General features: G+C 70.9%; 23 protein-coding genes and 1 pseudogene. 14 read left to right on the forward strand and 10 right to left on the reverse strand.

The genetic code is table 11. The features are described from left to right. Window positions 1-28 precede the first annotated feature (28 nt). Window positions 29-667, reverse strand: coding sequence for a PepSY domain-containing protein (locus ACFUNE_RS07450; protein WP_383563568.1), 639 nt, complete (start codon window positions 665-667; stop codon window positions 29-31). Window positions 668-790: 123 nt separating this feature from the next. Between ACFUNE_RS07450 and ACFUNE_RS07455 the strand changes: the two genes are divergently transcribed. Together ACFUNE_RS07455 and ACFUNE_RS07460 are read left to right on the forward strand one after the other, a co-directional pair. After that, window positions 791-1,450: a response regulator transcription factor gene (locus ACFUNE_RS07455; RefSeq protein WP_383563571.1), complete on the forward strand. Its 660-nt coding sequence runs from the start codon at window positions 791-793 to the stop codon at window positions 1,448-1,450. Next, window positions 1,447-2,904, forward strand: coding sequence for an ATP-binding protein (locus ACFUNE_RS07460; protein WP_383563574.1), 1,458 nt, complete (start codon window positions 1,447-1,449; stop codon window positions 2,902-2,904). The genes ACFUNE_RS07455 and ACFUNE_RS07460 overlap by 4 nt, the downstream gene beginning before the upstream one ends. A gap of 12 nt (window positions 2,905-2,916) precedes the next feature. Here the strand turns inward: ACFUNE_RS07460 and ACFUNE_RS07465 are convergent, their stop codons facing one another. The 4 genes from ACFUNE_RS07465 to ACFUNE_RS07480 all read right to left on the reverse strand — a co-directional run bounded on the left by ACFUNE_RS07465 (window position 2,917) and on the right by ACFUNE_RS07480 (window position 5,541). Further along, window positions 2,917-3,393 (reverse strand): MarR family winged helix-turn-helix transcriptional regulator, encoded by a 477-nt coding sequence (locus ACFUNE_RS07465; protein ID WP_383563577.1) that lies wholly within the window; start codon window positions 3,391-3,393, stop codon window positions 2,917-2,919. 95 nt (window positions 3,394-3,488) lie between these two features. Further along, entirely contained in the window at window positions 3,489-4,262 is a 774-nt protein-coding gene (locus ACFUNE_RS07470; protein ID WP_383563580.1) for an AIM24 family protein, read from the reverse strand. Beyond that, on the reverse strand, window positions 4,259-4,909 hold the full coding sequence (locus ACFUNE_RS07475) for an AIM24 family protein (RefSeq protein WP_383563583.1): 651 nt from the start codon (window positions 4,907-4,909) through the stop codon (window positions 4,259-4,261). Before ACFUNE_RS07475 ends, ACFUNE_RS07470 begins: the two co-directional genes overlap by 4 nt. After that, window positions 4,909-5,541: an AIM24 family protein gene (locus ACFUNE_RS07480; protein WP_383564151.1), complete on the reverse strand. Its 633-nt coding sequence runs from the start codon at window positions 5,539-5,541 to the stop codon at window positions 4,909-4,911. The genes ACFUNE_RS07475 and ACFUNE_RS07480 overlap by 1 nt, the downstream gene beginning before the upstream one ends. 209 nt (window positions 5,542-5,750) lie before the next feature. Between ACFUNE_RS07480 and ACFUNE_RS07485 the strand changes: the two genes are divergently transcribed. From ACFUNE_RS07485 to ACFUNE_RS07495, 3 genes are all read left to right on the forward strand, one after another. Next, on the forward strand, window positions 5,751-6,101 hold the full coding sequence (locus ACFUNE_RS07485) for a DUF3817 domain-containing protein (RefSeq protein WP_383563585.1): 351 nt from the start codon (window positions 5,751-5,753) through the stop codon (window positions 6,099-6,101). After that, entirely contained in the window at window positions 6,098-6,391 is a 294-nt protein-coding gene (locus ACFUNE_RS07490) for an MTH1187 family thiamine-binding protein (protein WP_031091528.1), read from the forward strand. Before ACFUNE_RS07485 ends, ACFUNE_RS07490 begins: the two co-directional genes overlap by 4 nt. A gap of 165 nt (window positions 6,392-6,556) precedes the next feature. Beyond that, on the forward strand, window positions 6,557-7,936 hold the full coding sequence (locus ACFUNE_RS07495; protein ID WP_383564153.1) for a glycosyl transferase: 1,380 nt from the start codon (window positions 6,557-6,559) through the stop codon (window positions 7,934-7,936). Window positions 7,937-7,963: 27 nt separating this feature from the next. On the opposite strand, the gene ACFUNE_RS07500 is transcribed toward ACFUNE_RS07495, so the two are convergent. Next, window positions 7,964-8,950: a DUF5937 family protein gene (locus ACFUNE_RS07500; RefSeq protein ID WP_383563587.1), complete on the reverse strand. Its 987-nt coding sequence runs from the start codon at window positions 8,948-8,950 to the stop codon at window positions 7,964-7,966. 69 nt (window positions 8,951-9,019) lie between these two features. On the opposite strand from ACFUNE_RS07500, the pseudogene ACFUNE_RS07505 reads away from it, so the two are divergent. From ACFUNE_RS07505 to ACFUNE_RS07520, 4 genes and pseudogenes are all read left to right on the forward strand, one after another. Further along, window positions 9,020-10,352 (forward strand): annotated as a pseudogene (locus tag ACFUNE_RS07505) (MFS transporter). A gap of 9 nt (window positions 10,353-10,361) precedes the next feature. Continuing rightward, window positions 10,362-10,877, forward strand: coding sequence for a MarR family winged helix-turn-helix transcriptional regulator (locus ACFUNE_RS07510; protein WP_383563590.1), 516 nt, complete (start codon window positions 10,362-10,364; stop codon window positions 10,875-10,877). Window positions 10,878-10,927: 50 nt separating this feature from the next. After that, complete coding sequence (locus ACFUNE_RS07515) at window positions 10,928-11,260, forward strand: DUF3817 domain-containing protein (protein WP_383563593.1); 333 nt, start codon at window positions 10,928-10,930, stop codon at window positions 11,258-11,260. Between the two features lie 83 nt (window positions 11,261-11,343). Then, on the forward strand, window positions 11,344-13,044 hold the full coding sequence (locus tag ACFUNE_RS07520) for a methylmalonyl-CoA mutase (RefSeq protein ID WP_383563596.1): 1,701 nt from the start codon (window positions 11,344-11,346) through the stop codon (window positions 13,042-13,044). Window positions 13,045-13,051: 7 nt separating this feature from the next. Here the strand turns inward: ACFUNE_RS07520 and ACFUNE_RS07525 are convergent, their stop codons facing one another. After that, window positions 13,052-13,687: a TetR/AcrR family transcriptional regulator gene (locus ACFUNE_RS07525; RefSeq protein ID WP_383563599.1), complete on the reverse strand. Its 636-nt coding sequence runs from the start codon at window positions 13,685-13,687 to the stop codon at window positions 13,052-13,054. A 319-nt stretch (window positions 13,688-14,006) separates the two neighbouring features. On the opposite strand from ACFUNE_RS07525, the gene ACFUNE_RS07530 reads away from it, so the two are divergent. The 4 genes from ACFUNE_RS07530 (at window position 14,007) to ACFUNE_RS07545 (ending at window position 18,169) form a co-directional block, all read left to right on the forward strand. Then, window positions 14,007-14,984, forward strand: a complete 978-nt coding sequence (locus tag ACFUNE_RS07530) for a tetratricopeptide repeat protein (protein WP_383563602.1) — start codon at window positions 14,007-14,009, stop codon at window positions 14,982-14,984. A 602-nt stretch (window positions 14,985-15,586) separates the two neighbouring features. Beyond that, window positions 15,587-16,228 carry a DUF6230 family protein gene (locus tag ACFUNE_RS07535; RefSeq protein WP_329232972.1) on the forward strand — a complete coding sequence of 214 codons (642 nt, stop codon included), beginning with the start codon at window positions 15,587-15,589 and terminating at the stop codon, window positions 16,226-16,228. Between the two features lie 92 nt (window positions 16,229-16,320). Next, a complete protein-coding gene (locus ACFUNE_RS07540; RefSeq protein ID WP_383563605.1) occupies window positions 16,321-16,899 on the forward strand; it encodes a DUF6114 domain-containing protein in 579 nt (192 codons plus the stop codon). Continuing rightward, the gene (locus tag ACFUNE_RS07545) at window positions 16,889-18,169 is read left to right on the forward strand and encodes a hypothetical protein (protein WP_383564155.1); all 1,281 of its coding nucleotides are present in this window, start codon (window positions 16,889-16,891) and stop codon (window positions 18,167-18,169) included. Before ACFUNE_RS07540 ends, ACFUNE_RS07545 begins: the two co-directional genes overlap by 11 nt. Window positions 18,170-18,266: 97 nt before the next feature. Here the strand turns inward: ACFUNE_RS07545 and pyk are convergent, their stop codons facing one another. The 3 genes from pyk to pta form a co-directional block, all read right to left on the reverse strand. After that, window positions 18,267-19,694 carry a pyruvate kinase gene (gene pyk / locus ACFUNE_RS07550; RefSeq protein ID WP_383563608.1) on the reverse strand — a complete coding sequence of 476 codons (1,428 nt, stop codon included), beginning with the start codon at window positions 19,692-19,694 and terminating at the stop codon, window positions 18,267-18,269. A gap of 74 nt (window positions 19,695-19,768) precedes the next feature. Continuing rightward, window positions 19,769-20,974 carry an acetate kinase gene (locus tag ACFUNE_RS07555; RefSeq protein ID WP_383563611.1) on the reverse strand — a complete coding sequence of 402 codons (1,206 nt, stop codon included), beginning with the start codon at window positions 20,972-20,974 and terminating at the stop codon, window positions 19,769-19,771. 41 nt (window positions 20,975-21,015) lie between these two features. After that, the gene (gene pta, locus ACFUNE_RS07560; RefSeq protein WP_383563614.1) at window positions 21,016-23,088 is read right to left on the reverse strand and encodes a phosphate acetyltransferase; all 2,073 of its coding nucleotides are present in this window, start codon (window positions 23,086-23,088) and stop codon (window positions 21,016-21,018) included. Between the two features lie 242 nt (window positions 23,089-23,330). Here pta and ACFUNE_RS07565 point away from each other — a divergent pair, with 242 nt between their 5' ends. Next, complete coding sequence (locus ACFUNE_RS07565) at window positions 23,331-24,356, forward strand: ATP-dependent 6-phosphofructokinase (protein ID WP_329232981.1); 1,026 nt, start codon at window positions 23,331-23,333, stop codon at window positions 24,354-24,356. Window positions 24,357-24,396: the final 40 nt, after the last annotated feature.

Below are 24,396 nucleotides of genomic sequence, written 5' to 3' on the forward strand. Positions count from 1 at the left end.
GTGGGCATCGTCGGCCCGACGGGACGGTTCAGTCGTCGTCACCGTCACCGTCGTTGTCGTCGTCGTGGTCCACGGTGACCTTGCCGCTCTTCGCGTCCACGTGCAGCTCGTGCTGCTTGCCGTCCTTGCCCGTCACATCGACGTCCCAGCGCAGCGCACCGCTCGTGTGGTCGTCATCGTCGTCGTCCAGGTCCACCGACGTCACCGTGCCCGGCTGCGCGCCGAGCGCCGCCTTCACCGCCGCGTCCAGGGAGACCGCCGCGGACCGGGGTGCGTGGCGGTCGCGGTCGTCGTTGTCGTCGTCCTCGCGGTCCGAGAGCACCTTGCCGCTCGCGGCGTCCACCGTCACGTCGTGCCAGACCTTGTCGGAGCCGTACACATCGAGCTCCCAGACGGTACCGGCGCGGTCGTCGTCGTCATCGTCCCGCTCGGCCTCGGTGACCGTGCCGGGGACGGCCTTCAGCGCGACGCCGACGGCCTCGTCGACGGCGACGCGTCCGGTCGTGGCGTTCCGGGCGGCCCCGGTGTTCCCGGCCGACCGGTCCGCGGTGGCCGTCCGGTCGTCCTGGCCACTGCTGCCGGAGTCGGCGAAGGCCGCGGTCGTGGCGAGTCCGCCGCCGACCAGTACGGCCGCGGTGAAGGCGGCGACGGCGATGTTGCGCTTCATGGTGGGTTCCTCCCGAGGGGATGGGCTGTGCTGAGCGACGGGACCCACACTGGCCCGGCGATGCTGAACGCAGCCTGAAGCCACCTGAAGGCGTCTTCAGGTTCGGTTTGCGAAGCTGTCCCCATGCGCCTGTTGATCGTGGAGGACGAGAAGCGTCTCGCGACGTCCCTCGCGAAGGGACTCACCGCCGAGGGCTTCGCCGTCGACGTCGTGCACGACGGCCTGGAGGGCCTGCACGTGGCCGGCCAGGGCGTCCACGACCTCGTGGTCCTGGACATCATGCTGCCCGGGATGAACGGCTACCGGATCTGCGCCGCCCTGCGTGCCGCGGGGCACGAGACGCCGATCCTGATGCTGACCGCGAAGGACGGGGAGTACGACGAGGCGGAGGGCCTCGACACGGGCGCCGACGACTACCTGACCAAGCCGTTCTCCTACGTCGTGCTCGTCGCCCGGATCCGGGCCCTGCTGCGCCGTCGTGGCGGCTCCGCCTCGCCGGTGCTGACCGCCGGCGCGCTGCGGATGGACACCGCTGCCCGGCGGGTGCACCTGGGCGAGGACGAAGTCGTCCTGACCGCGAAGGAGTTCGCCGTCATGGAGCAGCTCGTGCTGCGGGCGGGCGAGGTGGTCAGCAAGGCGGACATCCTGGAGCACGTCTGGGACTTCGCCTACGACGGCGACCCGAACATCGTCGAGGTCTACGTCAGCACCCTGCGCCGCAAACTCGGCGCCGCGTCGATCCGTACGGTACGGGGCGCGGGCTACCGGCTGGAGACGCCGTGAGGTCCGTACGCGCCCGGGCGGCCCTGGGCGCCACCCTGGTCGTCGCCGTCGCCCTGATCGCCGCCGGGCTCGCCGTGCTGGCGGTGCTGCGAGGCAACCTGACGGACCGGGCCGGCCTGGAGGCGGAGGTGGCCGCGCGCGAGGCGGCCGGACAGCTGGCCCTGGGTGTGGCCTACGCGGAGCTGGAGCTGGGCGACGAGGAGACCCATCCGGTCCAGGTGACCGACGGGTCTGGGCGCGTGGTGGCCGTGTCCAAGGACCTGGAGGCGATCTCGGGGACGGGATCGTCCCGGGTCGCACCGGCTCCCCCGGGGCCTGCCCCGGGCGACGACGACGACGATGACGATGACGACGACGGGGGCGATCCGGCCCGCGGTGAGGTCTCCTCCGACCAGCCGCACTTCACCAACGGCACCGCCACCGTCGACGGCGAGGAGGCGGACTACCGCTTCGCCACCGTCGAGGCGACCACGAAGCAGGACGTCACCCTCACCGTCCACGCGGGCGCCCCGCTCGCGGCCGAGCAGGAGGCCGTCGACACCGTACGGAACGCGATGCTGACGGGGCTGCCCGTCATGCTGCTCGTCGTCGCCGGGGTGACCTGGCTGGTCACCCGGCGCGCACTGCGACCGGTCGAGGGCATCCGGCGGGAGCTGGCCGCGATCACCGCGTCCGAGGACCTCGGCCGCCGTGTGCCCGAGCCGGACTCGCGGGACGAGATCGCGCGGCTGGCCCGCACCACCAACGAGACCCTGACCGTGCTGGAGGGGTCGGTCGACCGGCAGCGGCGCTTCGTGGCCGACGCCTCGCACGAGCTGCGCAGCCCGATCGCCTCGCTGCGCACGCAGTTGGAGGTGGGAGCCGCCCACCCGGAGCTGCTCGACGTGCCGGGAGCGGTCGCCGACACCGTACGGCTGCAGGTGCTGGCCGCCGATCTGCTGCTGCTCGCCCGTCTGGACGCGGGGGAGCGGCCGGGGCGCACGGCGGTCGACCTGGGCGCTCTGGTCCGGGAGGAGACCTCGCAGCGCGCGGCGGACCGCGTCCCGCCCGAGGTGTCGGTGGAGGGCGCGGGGCCGCTCGAAGTCACCGGTTCCCGCGGGCAGCTGGCCCGGGTGGTGGGCAATCTGCTGGACAACGCCGAGCGTCACGCGGAGCGTTCGGTCGGCCTCTCGGTGCGGGCGGAGCGGGGCGACGTGCTCGTGGAGGTCACCGACGACGGCGCAGGCGTCCCCGAGGCCGAACGGGAGCGCGTCTTCGAGCGCTTCGTGCGCCTGGACGACGCCCGCAGCCGTGACGACGGCGGAGCCGGCCTTGGTCTGGCCATCGCCCGCGACGTCGCCTCCCGCCACGGAGGGACGCTGACGGTGGGGACGGCACCGGGCGGCGGGGCACGGTTCACCCTGCGGCTGCCGGGGCGGTCCGGCACGGAGCGGGAACGTACGGCCGACGGCTGAGAGCGGACGCCGCTACGGCTTGCCGCGCCGCCCGCGCAGATGGTCCGCGATCGGGGTCAGGGCCGCGTGCAGTGCGCCGAGCTCCTCGGGGGAGAGCAGGTCCATGAAGTGCCTGCGCACGGACTCGACGTGGTGCGGCGCGACCTTCTTCATGGTCTCCGCGCCGAGGTCGGTGAGGACCGCGAAGAGCCCGCGCCGGTCCGACTCGCAGTGCTGGCGCCGCACCATGCCGGCGTTCTCCATGCGGGTGATCTGGTGCGAGAGCCTGCTCTTGGACTGAAGGGTGGCGGCGGCGAGGTCGCTCATCCGCATCCGCTGCTCTTCCGACTCCGAGAGGTTGACCAGGATCTCGTAGTCGTTCATGGTCAGGCCGAACGGCTGGAGGTCCTTCTCCAGCTGATGCGTCAGCAGCCTGCTGACGTCCAGGTGGGTGCGCCATGCGCACTGCTCCGCATCGGTCAGCCAGCGGGTGGCCGTCTCGGTCTCCATGTATGGATTCTACCTAAGATGTTGAAAGACGGACGAAGTCTGGGAGTGTGACGCCTCGCACGCACTGCCGGACGTCACACTCCGCAGACTACCGTTCACAGCCCGAAGCGACGCTGGAGGTCCCCCAGCTGACCGGGCATGCGGGGTGTGGAGCCGTGTTGACCGGCTCCCGGGCCGCCCCCCGGCACCCCCGGCTCGTGCGGGACGGCACCGGTGGCTTGTTCGGGCATGAGCACCTCGGTCGACTGGAGCAGTACCGTGCCCGCCCCGACGAACTCGAACTGGTGCTCCTCGCCCGAGGTGCCGCCGATTCCGGTGAGGGAGCGGAGCCCGCCCATGACGCCGGTCATGTAGCCGTGATCGTAGTGGTGGCATGGCGAGGGGCAGTCCGCCCACCCCACCAGCGCCTGCGGGTCCACCCGCAGCGGCGGCTCCATGAAGACCACCGGACCGTTGGACGCGGCGACGAACTTCCCCGTCCCGATCAGGGTCAGGAACCCCGGCACGATGGACTGCTTCAGCGCCAGCGTCGGCTGGTACGCCAGCAGGTTGCCCGACCGGATCGTGAGGTTGCCGTTCTCCAGGTCGAAGGAGTTCACGTCGAAGGCCCGGTCGGCGAGCAGCATCTTGCCGCTGCCCTCGGCCACCACCCAGTCGCTCGCGTGCAACGGGGAGTGGAAGCTCGTGCGGATCAGCCGCTCGAAGCGCCCGTGCCCGATGCCGTTGAAGTCGATCCGCCCGTAGTAGGCGATCATCTTGCCCTTCTGCAGGAACCACTGGCTCCCCTTGAGCTCCACGCAGAAGGTGTAGGCGTTGACGTTGTCGTCCGACGGAAGCGTCATCGGGTCGAAGATCACCGGCGTGCTCACAGCTTCTCCTCCGACGCCTGGACGTACACCGCTCCGTTGCCGCTGAGCTCCAGCTGGAACGCCTCACCGGAACCGCGCCCCACCATGTCGCGCCAGCCGAGCGCCGTGGACAGCTTGTTGGTCACGTCCCCGTGGTGGGCGACGTACGCCTGGGGGTCCACGTGCACCGGCCTTCCCTGTGCGATCGGCAGCTCGATCACCCCGCCGTGCGCCATCACCGCGACCGCGCCGTGGCCCTTGAGCGTGGTCGTGAAGAGGCCCTGCCCGGTCACCTGGCCGCGCACCATGCCCATCACCCCGCCCTGCGAGCCCATGAACATCGTGCCCTGGGTGAGTGTCCCGTCGAAGGCGAGCAGCCGGTCGGCCTCCACGTAGAGGGTGTCGCCGGCCAGGCTGATCACCTGGATGTGGTGGCCGCCGTGGCCGAACATCACCGTCCCGCTGCCCTCGACCGTCATCAACGGGGTCGCCTCGTTCGCCATGCGCCGGCCGATCATCGACCCCAGGCCGCCCTGTCCGCCCTGGACGTTGGGCGTGAACGAGACGTCGCCCCGGTACGCGATCATCGCGCCGCGTTGGCTGTACATCTTCTGGCCGGGCCCCACCGCGGCCTCGACCATCTTCGAGTTGATCTCACGGAACGGCATCAGACATCGCCCCCGACGGTGTTCCGCTCGCTGGGCTGGACGTAGACGAGCCCCTCGCCCTCGAAGCGGATCTGGAAGGACTCGCCGGAGCCCTCGCCCATGAGGGTCCGGAAGTTCACCCCGGACTGGAAGTGCTGCTGGAGCCTGCCCTGGTGGGCGATGTAGGCGCCGGGGTCGACGTTCAGCGGGTACTGGGGCGTCACCCGCAGCACCACGGCCGAGCCGTCCGACATGATCGCCGCCTGCCCGGTGCCCTCGACGGTCGTGGTGAACAGGCCGTTCCCGCTCGCCCCGCCGCGCAGGCCCGTGAAGGAGGTTCCGGTGCGCAGTGCCGCGTCGGTGGCCAGCAGATTGCTCGCCTCGACGTACAGCGTCTCGCCGTGCAGCGAGACGAGGTTGATCTCGCTCGCCCGGTCGGCGAAATAGCAGGTGCCCTGCCCCTTCACCTCCATCATCACCATCTGCTCGCCGGTGAGCCTGCGGGTCACCATGGAGCGGAGCCCCTCACCGCCCCCGGACATCTTCTTGAAAGCCATCTGGCCGCCGTACGCGACCATCGAGCCGTTCTTCGCCTTGACGGCATCGCCTGTCAGGTCGACGGCGAGCGTCTTGCTGCCTTGGAGTCGGAACATCGCCACAGTGCGACGGTAGCCGCAGGAGAGTCCGGCGGACAGAGCCAGGGCGCCGCTCCCGACCCCGGCACTACCCTGATATGCGCCGATACGCGCCGCGGGCGCCGGGTGTGGACCCCCTGCCGTGGAGGGGTGCGGCCGATGCCACAATGGCTGTGCTTGTGCCTGCGTTCACAAGCCGACACGCCCCTCCCACCGAAGGTGCCCTCGTGGACATCAAGACCGCTTCCGCCCTGCACCGGCTGCGCCTCATCTCGCTTCCCGAGGCGCTGTCCTTCCCGGCGCTGCTCATCTTCGGCTCGCTGCTCATGCGGGTCTCGGACATCGACTTCCTGATGCCGCCCCTCGGCGCGCTCCACGGCATCCTCTTCACGATCTACGTGATCTTCCTGGTGGACGTCTGGGTCAAGGCCAAGTGGCCCCTCAAGCGCGTCGGCCTGTTCTTCCTCCTCGCGGTCGTGCCGTTCGGGGGCCTCTACGGCGAGAAGCTGCTCAAGAAGTACGAGGCCGACGGCGTCATCGCCGCGCGCGCCCGCGCCGAGGGGACGGTCAGCGCATGATCGTCGCCTTCTCCGTCAGCCCGCTGGGCGTGGGCGAGGACGTCGGTGAGTACGTCGCCGACGCCGTCCGCGTCGTCCGCGAGTCGGGCCTGCCCAACCGCACGGACGCGATGTTCACCTCCGTCGAGGGTGAGTGGGACGAGGTCATGGACGTCGTCAAGCGCGCCGTCGCCGCCGTCGAGGCGCGTGCGGGCCGTGTCTCGCTGGTGCTGAAGGCCGACATCCGGCCCGGCGTCACCGACGGCCTGACCTCCAAGGTGGAGACGGTGGAACGGCACCTGGCGGGCTGACGCACCGTCCGTACTCCCCGCCGCGCGCGGACATGAGGGGCCCCCGGCGACGGGGGCTCCTCCCGTTCGGGCGAAGAAATCCCCTCACTCGGACCTGCCGGGTCGACACCGTGCCTCATCTCCCCTTCTGTGGGCCTATCGGCATATTCGACCATGGGAGGCGTGATGCCGTCGCAGGGTTACGACCACGACAGCGGTCTCGCGGAACCGCCCGCGACAGGGCGCCCGGTGAGGTGTCGCGCCCTCCTGGGCACCGGGGCGCACCGAATAGGAGCGGTGCTGCCGATGGCGCTCGCTCCCGCGCTCACCGGACTGCTGCTGCTCCACCTGCTGTGGCCCACGCACTGGGCCGCGCGCGGAGAAGGCCGGAGATGGCTGGTGCTCGCCGACTCCGCGACGCTGGTGTCCGTCGGCCTGATCGAGCTGTTCCTGCTGGTCAACGCGGTCGCCGTCGCGTACGCGGTGTCGGTGGCCGAGGACCCGCCCCCGGTCGCGCCCGGTCCCGGCGCCGCGGCCGCCTTCCTCACCACGTACGTACCGGGCAGGGAGCCCCTCTCCGCGGTGCGGGCGACCCTGGAGGGTGCCGTACGGATGCGCCGCTCCGGACCGCTCGACGTGTGGCTGCTCGACGAGGGCGACGACCCGGAGGCCAGGATGCTCTGCGCCGAGCTGGGCGTGCACCACTTCACCCGCCTCGGAGTGCCGGAGTGGAATCGTGAGCAGGGCCCGCACCGGGCCGGGGCGGTCCACGGCAACCACAACGCCTGGCTGGCCAAGCACGGTGGCGACTACGAGATCTTCTTCCCGGTGGACACCGGTCACGTCCCGAGACCGGACTTCCTGGAACGGGTGGCGGGCCACTTCCGCGACCCCGACGTCGCCTTCGTCGTGGGCCGGGGGGCCCGCGGAAGTGGTGCAGGGGCCCTCGCCGGGGTCCGGCGGTCCGGTTTCGACGGGCTGGTCCAGCGCGCGGGCAACCGGCACGGCACGCCCGTGCTGGCCGGTACCGGGGCCGTCGTCCGCGTCGCGGCGCTGCGTCAGGCCGGAGGCTTCCACGACTCGGCCTCGGTGGAGCTGACCACCGGTTTCGGGATCCACCGCCTGCGCAACCCGCTGACCGGACACCCCTGGCGCTCCCTCCGGACCCCGGACGTGCCGGCCGACGGGGAGGGAACGGTCTCCGCCGCCCGCCGGCCGGACCGCTCCCCGTGGGCGGGCGGGGTGCTCCCGCGGGAGTACGGGAAGGCGCTGTTCCGCGTGGAGCCGGGACGGCTGCTCAGCTACACCCTGATGCTGCTCCACCGTCCCGTGGCCGTGGTCACGTGTCTGCTGGGCCCGCTGAGCCTCCTGCTCGCCTGCACCCATGCGGCGATGGGTGTCCGGGCGGCGCTTCCCGTGGTGACCGCCCTCGTGCCGGGCGTGGTGCTGGTCGTCACGGTGCTGCGTGAGCGGGGCAGCCGCCTCGTCGAGGACCGGTCCCGCACGAAACGTCCCGTCCAGGAGGCGGAGCCCGCACTGGCCGCCACTCCGGCGGGCGGGAGCTGATCCGCGCGTGCGCGGCGGCCCCCGGGCTCAGGACTCCTGCGCCGCCAGAGCGATGCCCAGCGGGGTGCGCTCGTACAGCACCTGGTGGCCGTAGCGCCGTGAGGTGAGCAGGCCCGCCGCGCGCAGCGCCGACAGGTGTGCCGACACGGAGGACGGGGCGAGCGAGAGCCGGTGTGCCAGCGCGCTCGTCCCGGCGGGCTCCCCCAGGGCGCACAGCACGTCGGCGCGTGCCCTCCCCAGCAGCCGGGCGAGCGTCTCCGGCGTACGGTCGGCGGACTCCGTCCACAGCCCTCCGATGCCGCGCGCGGGGTAGATCACGGCCGGCTGCCAGGGCGCTTCGTAGCCGCCGACCACATCCGGCCACACGAAGACACTGGGCATCAGGACGAGCCCCTGCCCGCCCAGGGCCCGGCTGTGGTTCCCCCTGGTGCCGGCCACGGTCAGGGTCGAGTCCGCCCAGCGCAGCTGCGGGCTGATCTCGCCGAGCAGCCGCTCGAAACCGACCTCGGCGAGGCGGCGCGAGTGGAAGGCGATGTCCGCCTCCAGCAGGGCGCGCAGGCGCGGCCAGTGCGGCTCGACCATCACCTGCCAGGCGCGCTCCAGCAGGTCCGTCAGCTCCTGTACCGCCCGTGCGGGGTCGGCCAGCAGCCGCTGTCCGACGGGGGAGTGCGGGCCGCCGGGGGTGTCGGCGAGCGCGAGCGCCATGTCGGCGCGGGCGGTGGCCGGATCCGTGGCCCGGACGGCCGCGATCTCCTCGGCGAAGCCGGCGAGCGGTCCGAGCGGCGGCGGACAGATGAAGTCGGGGTTGTGGCCGCCGTCCGGCATCAACGCCCACAGCGGTCCGAGGTCCAGCCCGGCGGCACCCTGCGCGATCCGCCGCAGCCAGGGCAGGTGGTAGCCGTGCCGGCCGGGGCGGTGCAGGGTGCGCACCGCTTCCTGCGTCTCCCAGAGCGGTGAGAGCGCGAAGCGGCAGCGGAGCAGGTCGCTCTCGTCGAAGTGCAGATGGAACGGCATGAGGCACCCAGGATTCGGTGTGAGCCGAAAGTCTACGGGGACGCGGGGGCGTTCCTCCAGGCTGCGTCCATGCCGAACGACACCACCACCGCCGCGAGCGCACCTCGCGAAGAGCCCGCCGCCCAGGTGCTCTCCCCGGTACCGCCCCCGGAGGGCGCCCCGGCCGCCGGATACCGGGCCGTGTTCGCCGTGCGGGAGTTCCGGGCGGTCTTCGCCGCGCACCTGCTCTCCCTCCTCGGTGTGGTCGTCAGCGAGCTGGCGCTCACCGTGCTCGTCTACGACCTCACCGGCTCACCGCTGCTCTCCGCCCTCACCTTCGCGCTCGGCTTCCTCCCGTACGTCGTCGGCGGCACGCTCTTCGCCGGGGTCGCGGACCGCTACCCCGCCCGCCGCGTCCTCGTCACCTGCGACCTGATCTGCGCCGGCTGCGTCGCCGTGATGGTCCTGCCCGGCACCCCCGTCGCGGGGCTGCTCGCGCTGCGCTGCGTGGTGGCCGCGGTGGCGCCCGTCTTCACGGGGACGCGCACGGCGGCCCTCACCGACATCCTGGGCGAGGGCGACCTCTACGTCCTGGGGCGCTCGCTGCTGCGCCTCGTCTCGCAGAGCGCCATGCTCGTCGGCTTCGGCGCGGGCGGGGTGCTGCTCACCGCGCTGTCGCCGCGCGGGGCGATCACCGTCACCGTGCTCACGTTCCTCTGCTCGGCCGCCCTGCTGCGCCTGGGCACCGCGGACCGGCCCGCGCGCACGGCGGAGGGTGCCGGCGGGGCGCTGCTCAAGGAGTCCCTCGCCGGGGCGCGGGCCGTCCTCGGCGACCGGGGGACCCGGGGCCTCCTCCTGCTCTTCTGGGTCCCGGCCTTCTTCGTGGTCGCCCCGGAGGCGCTCGCGGCGCCGTACGCGGACGTGATCGACGTCGGTCCCGCCGGAGTGGGGCTGCTGATGTGCGCGATGGCCGTCGGCCACATCGGTGCCGAGCTGTACGTGGGCACGGCCCTGGGCCCGGCCGCCCGCTCCCGGCTCGTCCTGCCGGTCGCCGCCCTCGGCCTGCTGCCCCTCGTGCTGTACGCGTTCCGCCCGGGCGCGGCCCTGGCCCTGGCGGCCCTCGTGCTCGCCGGAGCCGGTGCCGCGTACGTCATCGGACTCGACCAGTGGTTCGTCGAGGCGGTCCCGGAGGAGCTGCGGGGCCGGGCCATGACGATTCTCACCGCGGGTCTGATGACGGTCCAGGGTCTCGGCATGGCGCTCGCTGGTCTGGCGGCCGAATTCCTCCCGGTGCACCAGGTGGTCGCGTACTCGGGCGCGATCGGTACCGTCTGCACGCTCCTGCTCGTCGTGGAGGTGCGTAGAACACGTGTCCGGTACCGAAGTGCGAGACAGGGCTGACCGCCATGTGACCAGTGGGTAAGGTCGTGCCGTGCCGAAGCCGCTCAGCCTCCCCTTCGATCCCATCGCCCGCGCCGAGGAACTCTGGCACCGGCGATGGGGGCCGGTGCCCTCCATGGGTGCGATCACGTCGATCATGCGTGCCCAGCAGATCCTGCTGGCGGAGGTGGACGCGGTGGTCAAGCCGTACGGTCTGACCTTCGCCCGGTACGAGGCGCTCGTCCTGCTCACCTTCTCGCAGGCCGGTGAGCTGCCGATGTCCAAGATCGGCGAGCGTCTGATGGTCCACCCCACCTCGGTGACGAACACCGTCGACCGGCTGGTGCGCTCAGGTCTGGTGGACAAGCGCCCCAACCCCAACGACGGGCGCGGAACCCTGGCCTCCATCACGGACAAGGGGCGCGAGGTCGTCGAGGCCGCCAGCCAGGACCTGATGGAGATGGACTTCGGGCTCGGGGTGTACGACGCGGAGGAGTGCGCCGAGATCTTCGCGATGCTGCGCCCGCTCCGGGTGGCCGCGCAGGACTTCGACGACAAGCGGGAGTGAGGGGCGGGGCGCCTGAAGATCGCCCCGGCGTCCCGGCTACGCTCGATTCCATGAAACGCAGTGTGCTGACCCGCTATCGGGTGATGGCCTACGTCACCGCCGTCATGTTGATGATCCTCTGCGTGTGCATGGTCTTCAAGTACGGATTCGACACCGGTGAGGGCCTGACCCTCGTGGTGTCGCAGCTCCACGGTGTCCTGTTCATCATCTACCTGGTCTTCGCCTTCGACCTCGGTTCCAAGGCGAAGTGGCCGGTCGGCAAGCTGCTCTGGGTGCTGGTCTCCGGCACGATCCCGACCGCCGCGTTCTTCGTGGAGCGGAAGGTCGTCCGGGAGATCGAGCCGCTGGTCGCCGACGCCTCCCCGCAGGCCGTCAAGGCCTGATCCGCACCACCCGAACCGCCCCGCGCGAAGCGCCGGGCGGTTTGCCGTCGACATTTACTAGGACGTCCTAGTAAATTTGATCCATGGACGCTCATGCGATCGAGGAAGGCCGCCGCCGCTGGCAGGCCCGTTACGACAAGGCCCGCAAGCGCGACGCGGACTTCACCACGCTCTCCGGGGACCCGGTGGAGCCCGTGTACGGGCCACGCCCCGGCGACACGTACGAGGGGTTCGAGCGGATCGGCTGGCCCGGCGAGTACCCCTTCACCCGGGGGCTGCACGCCACCGGCTACCGGGGCCGCACCTGGACCATCCGGCAGTTCGCAGGCTTCGGCAACGCGCAGCAGACCAACGAGCGGTACAAGTCCATCCTCGCCAACGGCGGCGGCGGACTCAGCGTCGCCTTCGACATGCCGACCCTGATGGGCCGCGACTCCGACGACCCCCGCGCGCTCGGCGAGGTCGGCCACTGCGGCGTCGCCATCGACTCCGCCGCCGACATGGAGGTCCTGTTCCAGGACATCCCGCTCGGCGACGTCACCACCTCCATGACGATCAGCGGACCCGCCGTCCCGGTCTTCTGCATGTACCTGGTCGCCGCGGAGCGGCAGGGTGTCGACCCGGCGGTGCTCAACGGCACGCTCCAGACCGACATCTTCAAGGAGTACATCGCGCAGAAGGAGTGGCTCTTCCAGCCCGAGCCGCACCTGCGCCTCATCGGCGACCTGATGGAGCACTGCACCCGCGACATCCCCGCCTACAAGCCGCTCTCCGTCTCCGGGTACCACATCCGGGAGGCCGGGGCCACGGCCGCGCAGGAGCTCGCGTACACCCTCGCCGACGGCTTCGGGTACGTGGAGCTCGGCCTCTCCCGCGGCCTGGACGTCGACACCTTCGCCCCCGGGCTCTCCTTCTTCTTCGACGCGCACCTCGACTTCTTCGAGGAGATCGCCAAGTTCCGGGCCGCCCGACGGATCTGGGCCCGCTGGATGAAGGAGACCTACGGCGCGAAGACCGACAAGGCGCAGTGGCTCCGCTTCCACACCCAGACCGCCGGCGTCTCGCTCACCGCCCAGCAGCCGTACAACAACGTCGTGCGCACCGCGGTGGAGGCGCTCTCCGCCGTGCTCGGCGGGACCAACTCCCTGCACACCAACGCCCTGGACGAGACGCTCGCCCTCCCCTCCGAGCAGGCGGCCGAGATCGCGCTGCGCACCCAGCAGGTGCTCATGGAGGAGACCGGCGTCGCCAACGTCGCGGACCCGCTGGGCGGTTCGTGGTACGTCGAGCAGCTCACCGACCGCATCGAGGCGGACGCGGAGAAGATCTTCGAGCAGATCAGGGAGCGGGGGACCCGGGCACATCCGGACGGCAAGCACCCGATCGGGCCGATGACCTCCGGGATCCTGCGCGGCATCGAGGACGGCTGGTTCACCGGCGAGACCGCCGAATCGGCCTTCCGCTACCAGCAGTCGCTGGAGAAGGGGGAGAAGCGCGTCGTCGGGGTCAACGTCCACCACGGGTCCGTCACCGGTGACCTGGAGATCCTGCGGGTCAGCCACGAGGTCGAGCGCGAGCAGGTCCGCGAGCTCGGCGGGCGCAAGGGGAGCCGCGAGGAGACGAAGGTGCGCGGCGCGCTGGACGCGATGCTGGCCGCGGCGCGCGACGGCTCGAACATGATCGGGCCGATGCTGGACGCCGTGCGGGCCGAGGCGACCCTCGGCGAGATCTGCGGCGTGCTGCGCGACGAGTGGGGCACCTACACGGAGCCGCCGGGGTTCTGAGAGGACGTCAGTCCCCCTGCGAGGCCGCCGCTCCCAGTCCGGAGAGCAGCAGGAGGGTGAAGCGCTGGGCCCAGTCGGCATCGACGGGCTCGGCGCTCACCAGCGCGCGGTGCACCACCGCGCCGGCGATCACGTCGAAGATCAGGTCGACGGTACGGGCCGCCACGGCCGGGTCCGGCTCCAGCGGGAGCTCCCCGCGGTCCTGCGCCCGCTCGCGCCCCTGGAGGACGAGCCGCTTCTGCCGGGCGACGATCGAATTCCTTATCCGGTCCCGCAGCGCCTCGTCGCGTGTCGACTCCGCGACCACGGCCATCAGCGCCGTCTTGGTCTCCGGCCGCTCCAGCAGGGCCGCGAACTGGAGGACCACGGCCTCCACATCGGCCGCGAGGCTGCCGAGGTCGGGCAGCTCCAGTTCGTCGAAGAGGACCGCGACCGCGTCCACGACCAGCTCGTTCTTGCCGGCCCACCGCCGGTAGAGAGTCGTCTTGGCGACCCCGGCCCGCGTCGCCACATCGCCCATCGTCAGCTTCGACCAGCCGAGGTCGACCAGCGACGCACGGGTCGCCTCCAGGATCGCGGCGTCGGCCTCGGCGCTGCGGGGACGCCCGGATCGGGTGGGTTCGGTGGGGCTGCGGCTCAGCATGCGGGTGACCATACCGGCCGGTAAGTACCACTGACCGGCCCCGGAGCCCGTGAGACAGATCACCGCGCCCTCTTGCCCAGCAGGGGGTGCGGACAGTTACGCTACGGGTCGTAGCGTAAGAAGCGACGGTCTGTCCTTCGTTGCGCCACGACTGATCGACAGCCACAGGCGCCGGGTGGGGACCCGGCACCGAACACGGGGTTTTTCAGGGCCCCGGGACCGTTTCCGTCCGCGCGCCGCGCACACCGGCGTGGCCGTGGACGGAGGCGGTTCACGGATCGCTTTCCGGAACGGTGCGCCCAGGGGGGAGGATGTACGTATGCAGCCTAGGAACATGTCCATGAGCGGCGTCGTCGACCTCGCCGCTGTGAAGGCGGCCGGCGACGCCAAGGCGAAGGCGGAGCAGGCCCGCGCGGAGTCCGCCCGACAGGGTGGCGGCGGTGCCGTGGCCCCCGCCTCCCTGGTGATCGACGTCGATGAGGCGGGATTCGAGACCGACGTCCTCCAGCGCTCCACCGAAGTGCCCGTCGTCATCGACTTCTGGGCCGAGTGGTGCGAGCCGTGCAAGCAGCTCGGCCCGCTCCTCGAGCGTCTCGCCGCCGAGTACAACGGCCGCTTCGTGCTGGCCAAGGTCGATGTCGACGCCAACCAGATGCTGATGCAGCAGTTCGGGATCCAGGGCATCCCGGCCGTCTTCGCGGTGGTGGCCGGGCAGGCCCTCCCGCTCTTCCAGGGCGCGGCCCCGGAGAGCCAGATCCGCGAGACCCTGGACCAGCTGATCCAGGTCGGCGAGGAGCGGTTCGGCCTCACCGGGATCGTGGTCGACCAGGGCGCCGGGGCGGATGCCGACGAGGCCGCCCCCGCCGAGGTCCCCGCGGGACCGCACGACGCGCAGCTGGAGTCCGCCGCGCAGGCGCTGGACGACAACGACTTCGACGGCGCGGTCCAGGCGTACAAGGGTGTCCTCGCGGACGACCCGGTCAACACCGAGGCGAAGCTGGGCCTCGCCCAGGCCGAACTGCTGGGCCGGGTCGCGGGCTTGGACCCGCAGCAGGTGCGCAAGGAGGCCGCGGAGAATCCGGCCGCGCCGGCGGCGCAGATGGCCGCTGCCGACCTGGACCTCGTCGGTGGTCACGTGGAGGACGCCTTCGGCCGCCTCGTCGAGACGGTCCGCCGCAATTTCGGCGACGACCGGGACGCCGTACGGGTGCGGCTCCTGGAGCTCTTCGAGGTGATCGGGCCGGACGACCCCAGGGTCACCGCCGCACGGACCGCCCTCGCGCGCGTCTTGTTCTGATGTGACAACACGGCCGTGGAGCCCCCGGGGGCACCACGGCCGTTTTCGCGGGCGAACGACAAGGAACCCGTCCGCTTTACCAAAACTTGATAAAAGTACGCACTGTTACTGGCAGTAAATCACCTCCAGGGATCTGTCCGTATTCGGTCATGAATCCCGCCATTCGCGCGTCCCCCCGGGGCCACCCTGTGTGGCCGGTCGGTACCGCTTTGTCGTATCCCGGTTATCGGGCCGTTACTAGCGAGTAACGACCCCCCTTGTGTCACAGCCGCGAATGCACCACGATCGGCCACGCTCGGTCCAATACCCGCCAGCCCGACGGCCAGTCGGCGCAGGTGGGTCCGTTGGGTCCCCACCGGGTGGTCGGCGGCAGTGGCGCCGATCGCGGACAGGGGGGTTCCTGCCCCTGGGCAGGGCCTGTCCGAAACCGGTTGCGCACACGCGCGGCCAGTGGTTGTCGCTCGGGGGTGATCGCCGGTGATTCGGATGCGGTACGCGCCTCCGGTCCGGGCGCTCTCCTTCCCGAGGACGTAGCACTTCTCCCATCCCAGGGCGGGCACGATGCCCGTACCGGAGATGTACGTCCGAGAAGGAGGAAATTTATGAGTTCGCAGGTTCGCGGTGGTACCAGATGGAAGCGTTTCGCTCTGGTCATGGTGCCGAGCGTCGTCGCGACCGCCGCTGTCGGCGTCGGTCTGGCGCAGGGCGCGCTCGCAGCGTCGTTCAGCGTCTCCGGCCAGAGCTTCAAGGTCTCCACCGACAAGCTCGTCGGTGAGGACTTCGTCCAGTACGGCAGCGTCGCTGTCGGCAAGGACCTCAAGGGCAACGACGCGGCGCACCCGGTGGCGGTGTCGGGCTTCAGCAAGGCCACGATCACCAACATGTGCCAGTCGGTGGTCACGCCCGACCTGCCCTTCGGTCTCGGCAGCGTCAGCCTCGAGCTGAACGCGGGCACCGACCCGAAGAAGCCGGTCGAGGCGACGAACCTCTACCTCGACGTCGCCCAGCTCGACGCTGACGCGTACTTCGAGCAGATAGACATCGGCGTCGCGGCCGGTTCGATGGGCAAGCCCGGCATCCAGACCGGTACCGAGAAGGCCGTCAACCCGAACGGCTTCGCCCAGCGGGCCAAGAAGGCCACGCTGTCCAACGTGGAGCAGACGGCGTGGGCGACCACTGCCGGCACCTTCAAGCTCAGCAACCTGAGCCTGAAGCTGCACAAGGGCGTCAAGGAGTGCTTCTAGCACTCGCCCGGGTGGCCGGAGCCCCGTGAGGGTCTCCGGCCACCCACCCCTTCACTTCTCACAGCAGTACCGGTTCCAGGGAGCTGTTTTCCATGAGCCCCGAGTCCACAGGGCAGAACGAGCACTACCTCACCGTCTACCGGCGGGGATTCCGCACCTGGCGGGGTAACCGGCCGTTCTGGGCGGGCCTGTTCACCATCTTGGGTGGTCTACCCATCGCGTACTTCCCGTACGCCAACATGCACCTCGGCAACATGACGATCGCGATGTCCACCACCGCGGGTGCGGGGTCGCTGATCATCGGGGTCCTGCTCATCACGCTGGGCCTCACGATGTGGTTCCACAGCATCGTGCGGGTGTTCGCCGGTGTCGCCGCGATCCTGCTCGCGCTGATCTCCATACCCGTCGCCAACATCGGCGGCTTCATCGTCGGCTTCGCGTTCTCGCTCCTCGGCGGAGCCCTCTCCATCGCCTGGGCCCCGGCCGACGCGAAGGGCGCCCCGGCGCCCGAGAGCCGCCCGGAGGAGCAGGTGTACCTGGGCGAGGCCCCTGAGGCCCCCGAGGCCCCGGAGCGGGCTCAGGAGTCCTACGGCACGGCTGAGGCCCCGCGGAAGCCCATGCTGTTCAAGGCCGCGGCGGAGGCCGACGGTGGGAGGCATCGTGCGGGGTGACGACGGGCAGACGAACGACTTCGGTCCGGAGGACTTTCCGGAGCGGAGAGGGCCCCGCCACGCGGCGCCGAGGAAGTCGCTCCTGACGAAGCTGCACATGCCCGCGGGCAAGAAGGCGTTCGCGCTCGCCGCGATGCCGACGGCCGTCTTCGTGGGGATGGGGCTCACCCCCAAGCTGGCCATGGCCGACGACAGCTCGGACATCCCGTTCGCGCCCGGTCCCTGTGTGACCCGGTCCGACGAACCGTCCGAGTCGCAGGAGCCCGAGGCGGAGCCGACCCCGAGCGCGACGGCCTCCGACGACGCCGGCAAGGACGACGCGGACAAGGGCGGCACGGACAAGGACGACGAGAGCGGCGGGAGCCCGGCACCGAAGCCCTCCGCCAGTGCGAGCGCGTCCGAGGAGGACGAGCCCGCGGAGACCTCCGGGGACAAGGCCGCCACCTCGGCCACTCCCACGCCCACCGAGTCGAAGAACCCCCTCGACCCGCTGGGTGTCGGTGACGCGCTCAAGGACCTCTTCGACGGACCGGACAAGGAGACGGCCGAGCCGTCGTCCGACGCCACCGCCGAGAGCCCGGAGCCGTCGGAGAGCGCGGCCGCCACCAAGCCGGTGGAGAAGGCCACGGAGACGGCGAAGGACACGGTCGACAAGACCACCGAGGCCATCCGTGACGCGGCCGAGAAGGCGGGCGAGGACGTCGAGGAGCTCGACGACGACGTCAAGGGCCTCGACCCGGTGAAGGACGAGGACATCCCGGACGGCGCCAAGGAGCGCTTCCCCTGCCCCACCGCCGACCCCGAGGCGCTGGCAGCGGCCGACCTGGAGCAGGGCATCCCGCTGCTCCCGGACGACCCGTGGACGCTGGAGACCTCGAAGCTCACGCTCACCGGGCTCGACTACGCGGGCATCGTCGAGGTGAGGACGTACAACGGCAGCATCAAGAAGGTGCTGAAGTTCACCGCCGACACCGTCGACATCAAGGACCTGCACCAGCTGACGAAGGGTCCGGTCGGCACCACCGGCCACGTCAAGGCGGAGGAGGGCTCGACCTCCACCATCCGCAACGGCACGGTGACGATGTACACGGAGGAGCTGAAGGGCAACCTCTTCGGCATCATCCCCGTCACCTTCAGCCCGGAGACCCCGCCGCCGCTGAACGTGCCCTTCGCCTTCTTCACCAACGCGACGGTGAAGCAGGCGGGCCAGTTCGGCGGATCGCTCAAGGTCCCCGGCCTGCAGAACTACTTCACCGGCGGCAACGGCTGACCGGTGATCCGGACCCGTCCGGGAGCCGCACGACGACTGTGGCCCGCACCCCCGTTGCCGGGGGTGCGGGCCACAGTCGTGTCCTCCGCGGGGCGCGTCAGGCGCGGTCGCCGCTCAGGTGGTGCACCCGGACCATGTTGGTGGTGCCGGGGACGCCGGGGGGCGAGCCGGCGGTGATGACCATCGTGTCGCCGTCGCTGTAGCGGTTCAGCTTCAGCAGCTCGGCGTCGACCAGGTCGACCATGGCGTCCGTGTTGTCCACGTGCGGCACGACGTAGGACTCGACGCCCCAGCTCAGCGCGAGCTGGTTGCGGGTCGCCTCCTCCGTGGTGAAGGCCAGGATCGGCTGTGCCACGCGGTAGCGGGAGAGGCGGCGGGCCGTGTCACCGGACTTGGTGAAGGCCACCAGTGCCTTGCCGTCCAGGAAGTCCGCGATCTCGCAGGCGGCGCGCGCCACCGAACCGCCCTGGGTACGGGGCTTCTTGCCCGGCACCAGCGGCTGGAGGCCCTTGGACAGGAGCTCCTCCTCGGCGGCGACGACGATCTTCGACATCGTCTTGACCGTCTCGATCGGGTACGCGCCGACGGAGGACTCCGCCGACAGCATGACCGCGTCCGCGCCGTCCAGGATCGCGTTGGCGACGTCGGACGCCTCGGCGCGGGTCGGCCGCGAGTTGGTGATCATCGACTCCATCATCTGGGTCGCCACGATCACCGGCTTGGCGTTGCGGCGGCACAGCTCGATGAGGCGCTTCTGCACCATCGGGACCTTCTCGAGCGGATACTCGACGGCGAGGTCGCCACGGGCGACCATCACGGCGTCGAAGGCGGCGACGACGCCCTCCATGTGCTCGACGGCCTGCGGCTTCTCGACCTTGGCGATGACGGGGACCCGGCGGCCCTCCTCGTCCATCACCTTGTGCACGTCCTTGACGTCCTCGGCGTCCCGGACGAAGGACAGCGCGACCATGTCGCAGCCCATCCGCAGGGCGAACCGGAGGTCCTCGACGTCCTTCTCGGACAGGGCGGGGACGTTGACCGCCGCACCGGGGAGGTTGATCCCCTTGTGGTCGGAGATGACACCGCCCTCGATGACGATGGTGGTGACCCGGGGGCCGTCGACCGAGACGACCTTCAGCTCGACGTTGCCGTCGTTGATCAGGATCGGGTCGCCCTTGGTGACGTCGCCGGGCAGTCCCTTGTAGGTGGTGCCGCAGATCGACTTGTCGCCGGCGACGTCCTCGGAGGTGATGACGAACTCGTCCCCGCGGACCAGCTCGACGGGACCCTCGGCGAACTTCGCGAGGCGGATCTTGGGGCCCTGCAGGTCGGCGAGGACACCGACCGCGCGGCCGGTCTCGGCGGCGGCCTTGCGGACGCGGTCGTAACGGCCTTGGTGCTCCTCGTGGGAACCGTGACTGAAATTGAAACGGGCCACGCTCATGCCGGCCTCGATCAGAGCGACGAGCTGCTCATGGGAGTCGACGGCGGGACCGAGGGTGCAGACGATTTTGGAACGGCGCATGAGGCGGATCCTATCGGTTTGTTTCACTGCGGAATATTCCGTCTGGTGGAAGATACAAAGGGGCGCGGGGCCGCTCAGTTGTGGACCAGCGCGAAGGTCTGTCCGGCGATCTCCAGCTCCTCGTCCGTGGGCACGACGGCGACCGCGACCCGTGCGCCGTCGGGCGAGATCAGCCGCGGCTCGCCGGACCGTACGGCGTTGCGGTCCGCGTCCACGACCAGGCCGAATCCCTCCAGTCCCGCGAGCGCAGCCTCCCGCACCGGCGCCGAGTTCTCCCCGACCCCCGCCGTGAACACCACGGCGTCCACCCGGCCGAGGACCGCCGAATAGGCGCCGATGTACTTCTTCAGACGGTGGATGTAGATGTCGAACGCGAGCGTGGCACGCTCGTCGCCCTCGTCCACCCTGCGCCGGATCTCCCGCATGTCGTTGTCGCCGCAGAGGCCGACCAGTCCGCTCCTCTTGTTCAGCAGGACGTCGATCTCGTCCGCCGACATCCCCGCCACCCGCTTCAGGTGGAAGGTCACGGCGGGGTCGATGTCTCCCGAACGCGTGCCCATGACCAGCCCCTCCAGGGGCGTCAGTCCCATGGACGTCTCCACGCACTTCCCGCCCGCCACCGCGGAGGCAGAGGCGCCGTTGCCCAGGTGCAGCACGATCACGTTCACGTCGGCCACCGGCCGCCCCAGCAGCTCGGCCGTCCTGCGCGAGACATAGGCGTGCGAGGTGCCGTGGAAGCCGTAGCGGCGGATGCGGTGGGCGTCGGCGGTCTCGACGTCGATCGCGTACCGCGCCGCGGACTCCGGCATCGTCGTGTGGAAGGCCGTGTCGAAGACCGCCACCTGCGGCAGGTCCGGGCGCAGCGCCTGCGCGGTGCGGATGCCGGTGATGTTCGCCGGGTTGTGGAGCGGGGCCACCGGGACGAGCCGCTCGATCTCCTCCAGCACCTCGTCGGTGATCACGGTGGGCTCGCTGAACCTCAGCCCGCCGTGCACCACCCGGTGGCCGATCGCCGCCAGCTCGGGGGAGTCCAGCCCGAGCCCGTCGGCCGCCAGCTCGGCGGCCGCGGCCTTCAGGGCCTCCTCGTGGTCGGCGATCCCGCCCGTGCGCTCGCGGGGCTCGCCGCCGGTCAGCGGCGTATGCACCATCCGGGAGGAGGACTCGCCGATCCGCTCGACCAGGCCGGTGGCCAGCCGCGAGCGGTCACGCATGTCCAGCAGCTGGTACTTCACGGACGAGGAGCCGGAGTTGAGCACGAGTACGCGGTGGGCGTCATTCATGGAGCGGGAACCTTCACTGCTCGGGACGGTGGTCATCGCGGTCATTCCTCGCCCTGCGCCTGGATCGCCGTGATGGCCACCGTGTTGACGATGTCCTGGACCAGTGCGCCGCGGGACAGGTCGTTGACCGGCTTGCGCAGCCCCTGCAGGACCGGGCCGACCGCGACCGCGCCCGCCGAGCGCTGGACCGCCTTGTAGGTGTTGTTGCCGGTGTTGAGGTCCGGGAAGATCAGCACGGTCGCCCGGCCCGCCACCTCCGACGCCGGCAGCTTGGTCGCGGCGACGGTCGGCTCGACCGCCGCGTCGTACTGGATCGGGCCCTCGATCCTCAGGTCCGGCCGTGAGGCGCGTACCCGCTCCGTGGCCTCCCGCACCTTGTCGACGTCCGCGCCCGTGCCCGAGGTGCCCGTCGAGTACGAGAGCATCGCGATCCTGGGGTCCACGCCGAAGCGGGACGCCGTGACCGCGGACTGCACCGCGATGTCCGCGAGCTGTTCCGCGTCGGGATCCGGGTTGACCGCGCAGTCGCCGTAGACCAGGACCCGGTCGGCGAGGCACATGAAGAACACCGAGGAGACGATCGAGGCCTCGGGCTTCGTCTTGATGATCTCGAAGGCCGGCCGGATCGTCGCCGCCGTGGAGTGCACCGAGCCGGAGACCATGCCGTCGGCCAGGCCCTCCTGGACCATCAGTGTGCCGAAGTAGTTGACGTCCGAGACGACGTCGTACGCCAGCTCCACCGTCACCCCGCGGTGCGCGCGCAGCTCGGCGTACCGCTCGGCGAAGCCCTGGCGCAGCTCGGAGGTCCGAGGGTCGACGATCTGGGTCCCGGCGAGGTCGATCCCCAGGTCGGCGGCCTTCTTGCGGATGACGTCGGCGTCTCCGAGGAGGGTGAGGTCGCAGACGTCGCGGCGCAGCAGCACGTCGGCGGCGCGCAGGACGCGTTCCTCGGTGCCCTCCGGCAGGACGACCCGGCGGCGGTCGGAGCGGGCCTGTTCCAGCAGTTCGTGCTCGAACATCATCGGGGTGACCCGGCCGCTGCGGGCCACCGAGATCCGCTCCAGCAGGGCGGCGGTGTCCACGTGGCGTTCGAACAGACCGAGGGCGGTCTCCGCCTTGCGGGGCGTGGCGGCGTTCAACTTGCCTTCGAGGGCGAAGAGTTCCCCAGCCGTGGGGAATGAGCCGCCGGCCACCGCGACGACCGGGGTGCCCGGCGCCAGGCGGGTCGCCAGCCGGAGAATCTCCTCGCCGGGGCGCTCGTTCAGGGTCAGCAGGACACCCGCGATGGGCGGTGTGCCCGCGCTGTGCGCCGCGAGCGAACCGATGACGAGGTCCGCACGGTCGCCGGGGGTGACGACCATGCAGCCCGGGGTCAGTGCCTTCAGGAGGTTCGGCAGCATGGCACCGCCGAACACGAAGTCCAGTGCGTCCCTGGCCAGGCCCGAGTCGTCACCGAGCAGAACCGTTCCGTCCAGTGCGGTGGTGATCTGGGCGACGGTGGGCGCGGAGAGCGCGGGGTCGTCCGGCAGCACCGAACAGGGGACCGGGAGCTGCGCCCTCAGCCGCTCGGCGATGTCCGAGCGGTCCTCGGACGCCACCCGGTTCACGATCATCGCCAGGACGTCGCAGCCGAGGCCCGCGTACGCCCGGTAGGCGTTGCGCGTCTCGGCCCGCACGGAACCGGCGTCCTGGCCCTTGCCGCCGACCACGGCGATCACCGAGGCACCGAACTCGTTGGCGAGGCGGGCGTTCAGGGCCAGTTCGTCGGGGAGCTGGGTGGCGGCGAAGTCGCTGCCGAGGACCAGTACCACCTCGTAGTCGCGGGCGACCCGGTGGAAGCGCTCGACGAGCAGGGAGACCAGCTCGTCGGTGCCCTTTTCCGCCTGGACCGCCGAGGCCTCGTGGTAGTCCAGTCCGAAGACGGTCTCGGCGCTCTGTGAGAGCCGGTAGCGGGCCCGCAGCAGCTCGAACAGCCGGTCGGGGCCGTCATGGACCAGGGGGCGGAAGACGCCGACCCGGTCCACCTGACGCGTCAGTAGCTCCATGACTCCCAGATCGACGACCTGACGGCCGTCCCCCCGGTCGATCCCGGTCACGTACACGCTGCGCGCCACGCGTGGTCTCCCGTCCTCTTTGGCTGGCATTGTCCCTTTGACGATACCTACCGGGGCAGGTGGCCCGCCCCCCGGGCACCCTGCCCGGAAAGGGCGCTCCCGGGCCCCGGACGGTCCCCGCCGACGGAGCCGGAAGCGCGGGTGCCCGGCCGGGCGTGGGACAATCGTCGTGGCTCACGGTACGGGGGTTTCTCGACGGGTCCCCGGAATGCATGGCACTAGCGAGCAGGAGACAGAGCAGGATGCGCATCGGAATTCTCACCGCAGGCGGCGACTGCCCAGGCCTGAACGCTGTGATCCGGTCGGTCGTGCACCGCGCCGTCGTGGGGCACGGCGATGAGGTCATCGGCTTCGAGGACGGCTTCAAGGGGCTGCTCGACGGCCACTTCCGGCCCCTCGACCTGAACGCGGTCAGCGGCATCCTGGCCCGCGGCGGCACGATCCTCGGCTCGGCACGGCTGGAGCGCGACCGGCTGCGCGAGGCCGCCGAGAACTGCGCGGAGCTCTCCCTCCGTTACGGCATCGACGCGCTGATCCCTATCGGCGGCGAGGGCACGCTCACCGCGGCCCGCATGCTGGCCGAGGCGGGGATGCCCGTCGTCGGCGTGCCGAAGACCATCGACAACGACATCTCCGCCACCGACCGGACCTTCGGCTTCGACACGGCCGTGGGCGTCGCGACCGAGGCCATAGACCGGCTCAAGACCACGGCCGAATCGCACCAGCGGGTCATGGTCGTCGAGGTCATGGGCCGCCACGCGGGCTGGATCGCGCTGGAGTCCGGCATGGCCGGCGGTGCCCACGGCATCTGCCTGCCGGAGCGGCCCTTCCAGGTCGACGACCTGGTCAAGATGGTCGAGGAACGTTTCGCACGCGGCAAGAAGTTCGCCGTCATCTGCGTCGCCGAGGGCGCGCACCCGGCCGAGGGCTCCATGCCGTACGCCAAGGGCGAGATCGACCAGTTCGGCCACGAGCGGTTCAAGGGCATCGGCAACCGCCTGGCCGCCGAGCTGGAGCTGCGCCTCGGCAAGGAGGCCCGGCCGGTCATCCTCGGCCATGTGCAGCGCGGTGGTACGCCGACCGCCTACGACCGGGTGCTCGCGACCCGCTTCGGGTGGAACGCCGTGGAGGCCGTGCACCGCGGTGACTTCGGCCGGATGACGGCGCTGCGCGGTACCGAGATCGTGATGGCCCCGCTGGCGGACGCCGTGACCCGTCTGAAGACCGTTCCCAGCGACCGGATGTACGAGGCCGAGTCGGTCTTCTGAGCCCGCCCCGGCAGCAGGCGCACGCGGCTCCTGGCCGTCC

Origin of the sequence: Streptomyces sp. NPDC057287 (assembly GCF_042667905.1) — a bacterium.
GTDB lineage: Bacteria > Actinomycetota > Actinomycetes > Streptomycetales > Streptomycetaceae > Streptomyces.

What these genes read in the sequence shown, in the direction of transcription:
- ACFUNE_RS07450 (WP_383563568.1), bottom strand. Translation starts at nt 667, where the DNA reads ATGAAGCGCAACATCGCCGTCGCCGCCTTCACCGCGGCCGTACTGGTC.
- ACFUNE_RS07455 (WP_383563571.1), top strand. Translation starts at nt 791, where the DNA reads ATGCGCCTGTTGATCGTGGAGGACGAGAAGCGTCTCGCGACGTCCCTC.
- ACFUNE_RS07465 (WP_383563577.1), bottom strand. Translation starts at nt 3,393, where the DNA reads ATGGAGACCGAGACGGCCACCCGCTGGCTGACCGATGCGGAGCAGTGC.
- ACFUNE_RS07475 (WP_383563583.1), bottom strand. Translation starts at nt 4,909, where the DNA reads ATGCCGTTCCGTGAGATCAACTCGAAGATGGTCGAGGCCGCGGTGGGG.
- ACFUNE_RS07480 (WP_383564151.1), bottom strand. Translation starts at nt 5,541, where the DNA reads ATGTTCCGACTCCAAGGCAGCAAGACGCTCGCCGTCGACCTGACAGGC.
- ACFUNE_RS07490 (WP_031091528.1), top strand. Translation starts at nt 6,098, where the DNA reads ATGATCGTCGCCTTCTCCGTCAGCCCGCTGGGCGTGGGCGAGGACGTC.
- ACFUNE_RS07495 (WP_383564153.1), top strand. Translation starts at nt 6,557, where the DNA reads ATGCCGTCGCAGGGTTACGACCACGACAGCGGTCTCGCGGAACCGCCC.
- ACFUNE_RS07500 (WP_383563587.1), bottom strand. Translation starts at nt 8,950, where the DNA reads ATGCCGTTCCATCTGCACTTCGACGAGAGCGACCTGCTCCGCTGCCGC.
- ACFUNE_RS07515 (WP_383563593.1), top strand. Translation starts at nt 10,928, where the DNA reads ATGAAACGCAGTGTGCTGACCCGCTATCGGGTGATGGCCTACGTCACC.
- ACFUNE_RS07520 (WP_383563596.1), top strand. Translation starts at nt 11,344, where the DNA reads ATGGACGCTCATGCGATCGAGGAAGGCCGCCGCCGCTGGCAGGCCCGT.
- ACFUNE_RS07525 (WP_383563599.1), bottom strand. Translation starts at nt 13,687, where the DNA reads ATGCTGAGCCGCAGCCCCACCGAACCCACCCGATCCGGGCGTCCCCGC.
- ACFUNE_RS07530 (WP_383563602.1), top strand. Translation starts at nt 14,007, where the DNA reads ATGCAGCCTAGGAACATGTCCATGAGCGGCGTCGTCGACCTCGCCGCT.
- ACFUNE_RS07535 (WP_329232972.1), top strand. Translation starts at nt 15,587, where the DNA reads ATGAGTTCGCAGGTTCGCGGTGGTACCAGATGGAAGCGTTTCGCTCTG.
- ACFUNE_RS07540 (WP_383563605.1), top strand. Translation starts at nt 16,321, where the DNA reads ATGAGCCCCGAGTCCACAGGGCAGAACGAGCACTACCTCACCGTCTAC.
- pyk (WP_383563608.1), bottom strand. Translation starts at nt 19,694, where the DNA reads ATGCGCCGTTCCAAAATCGTCTGCACCCTCGGTCCCGCCGTCGACTCC.
- ACFUNE_RS07555 (WP_383563611.1), bottom strand. Translation starts at nt 20,974, where the DNA reads ATGAATGACGCCCACCGCGTACTCGTGCTCAACTCCGGCTCCTCGTCC.
- ACFUNE_RS07565 (WP_329232981.1), top strand. Translation starts at nt 23,331, where the DNA reads ATGCGCATCGGAATTCTCACCGCAGGCGGCGACTGCCCAGGCCTGAAC.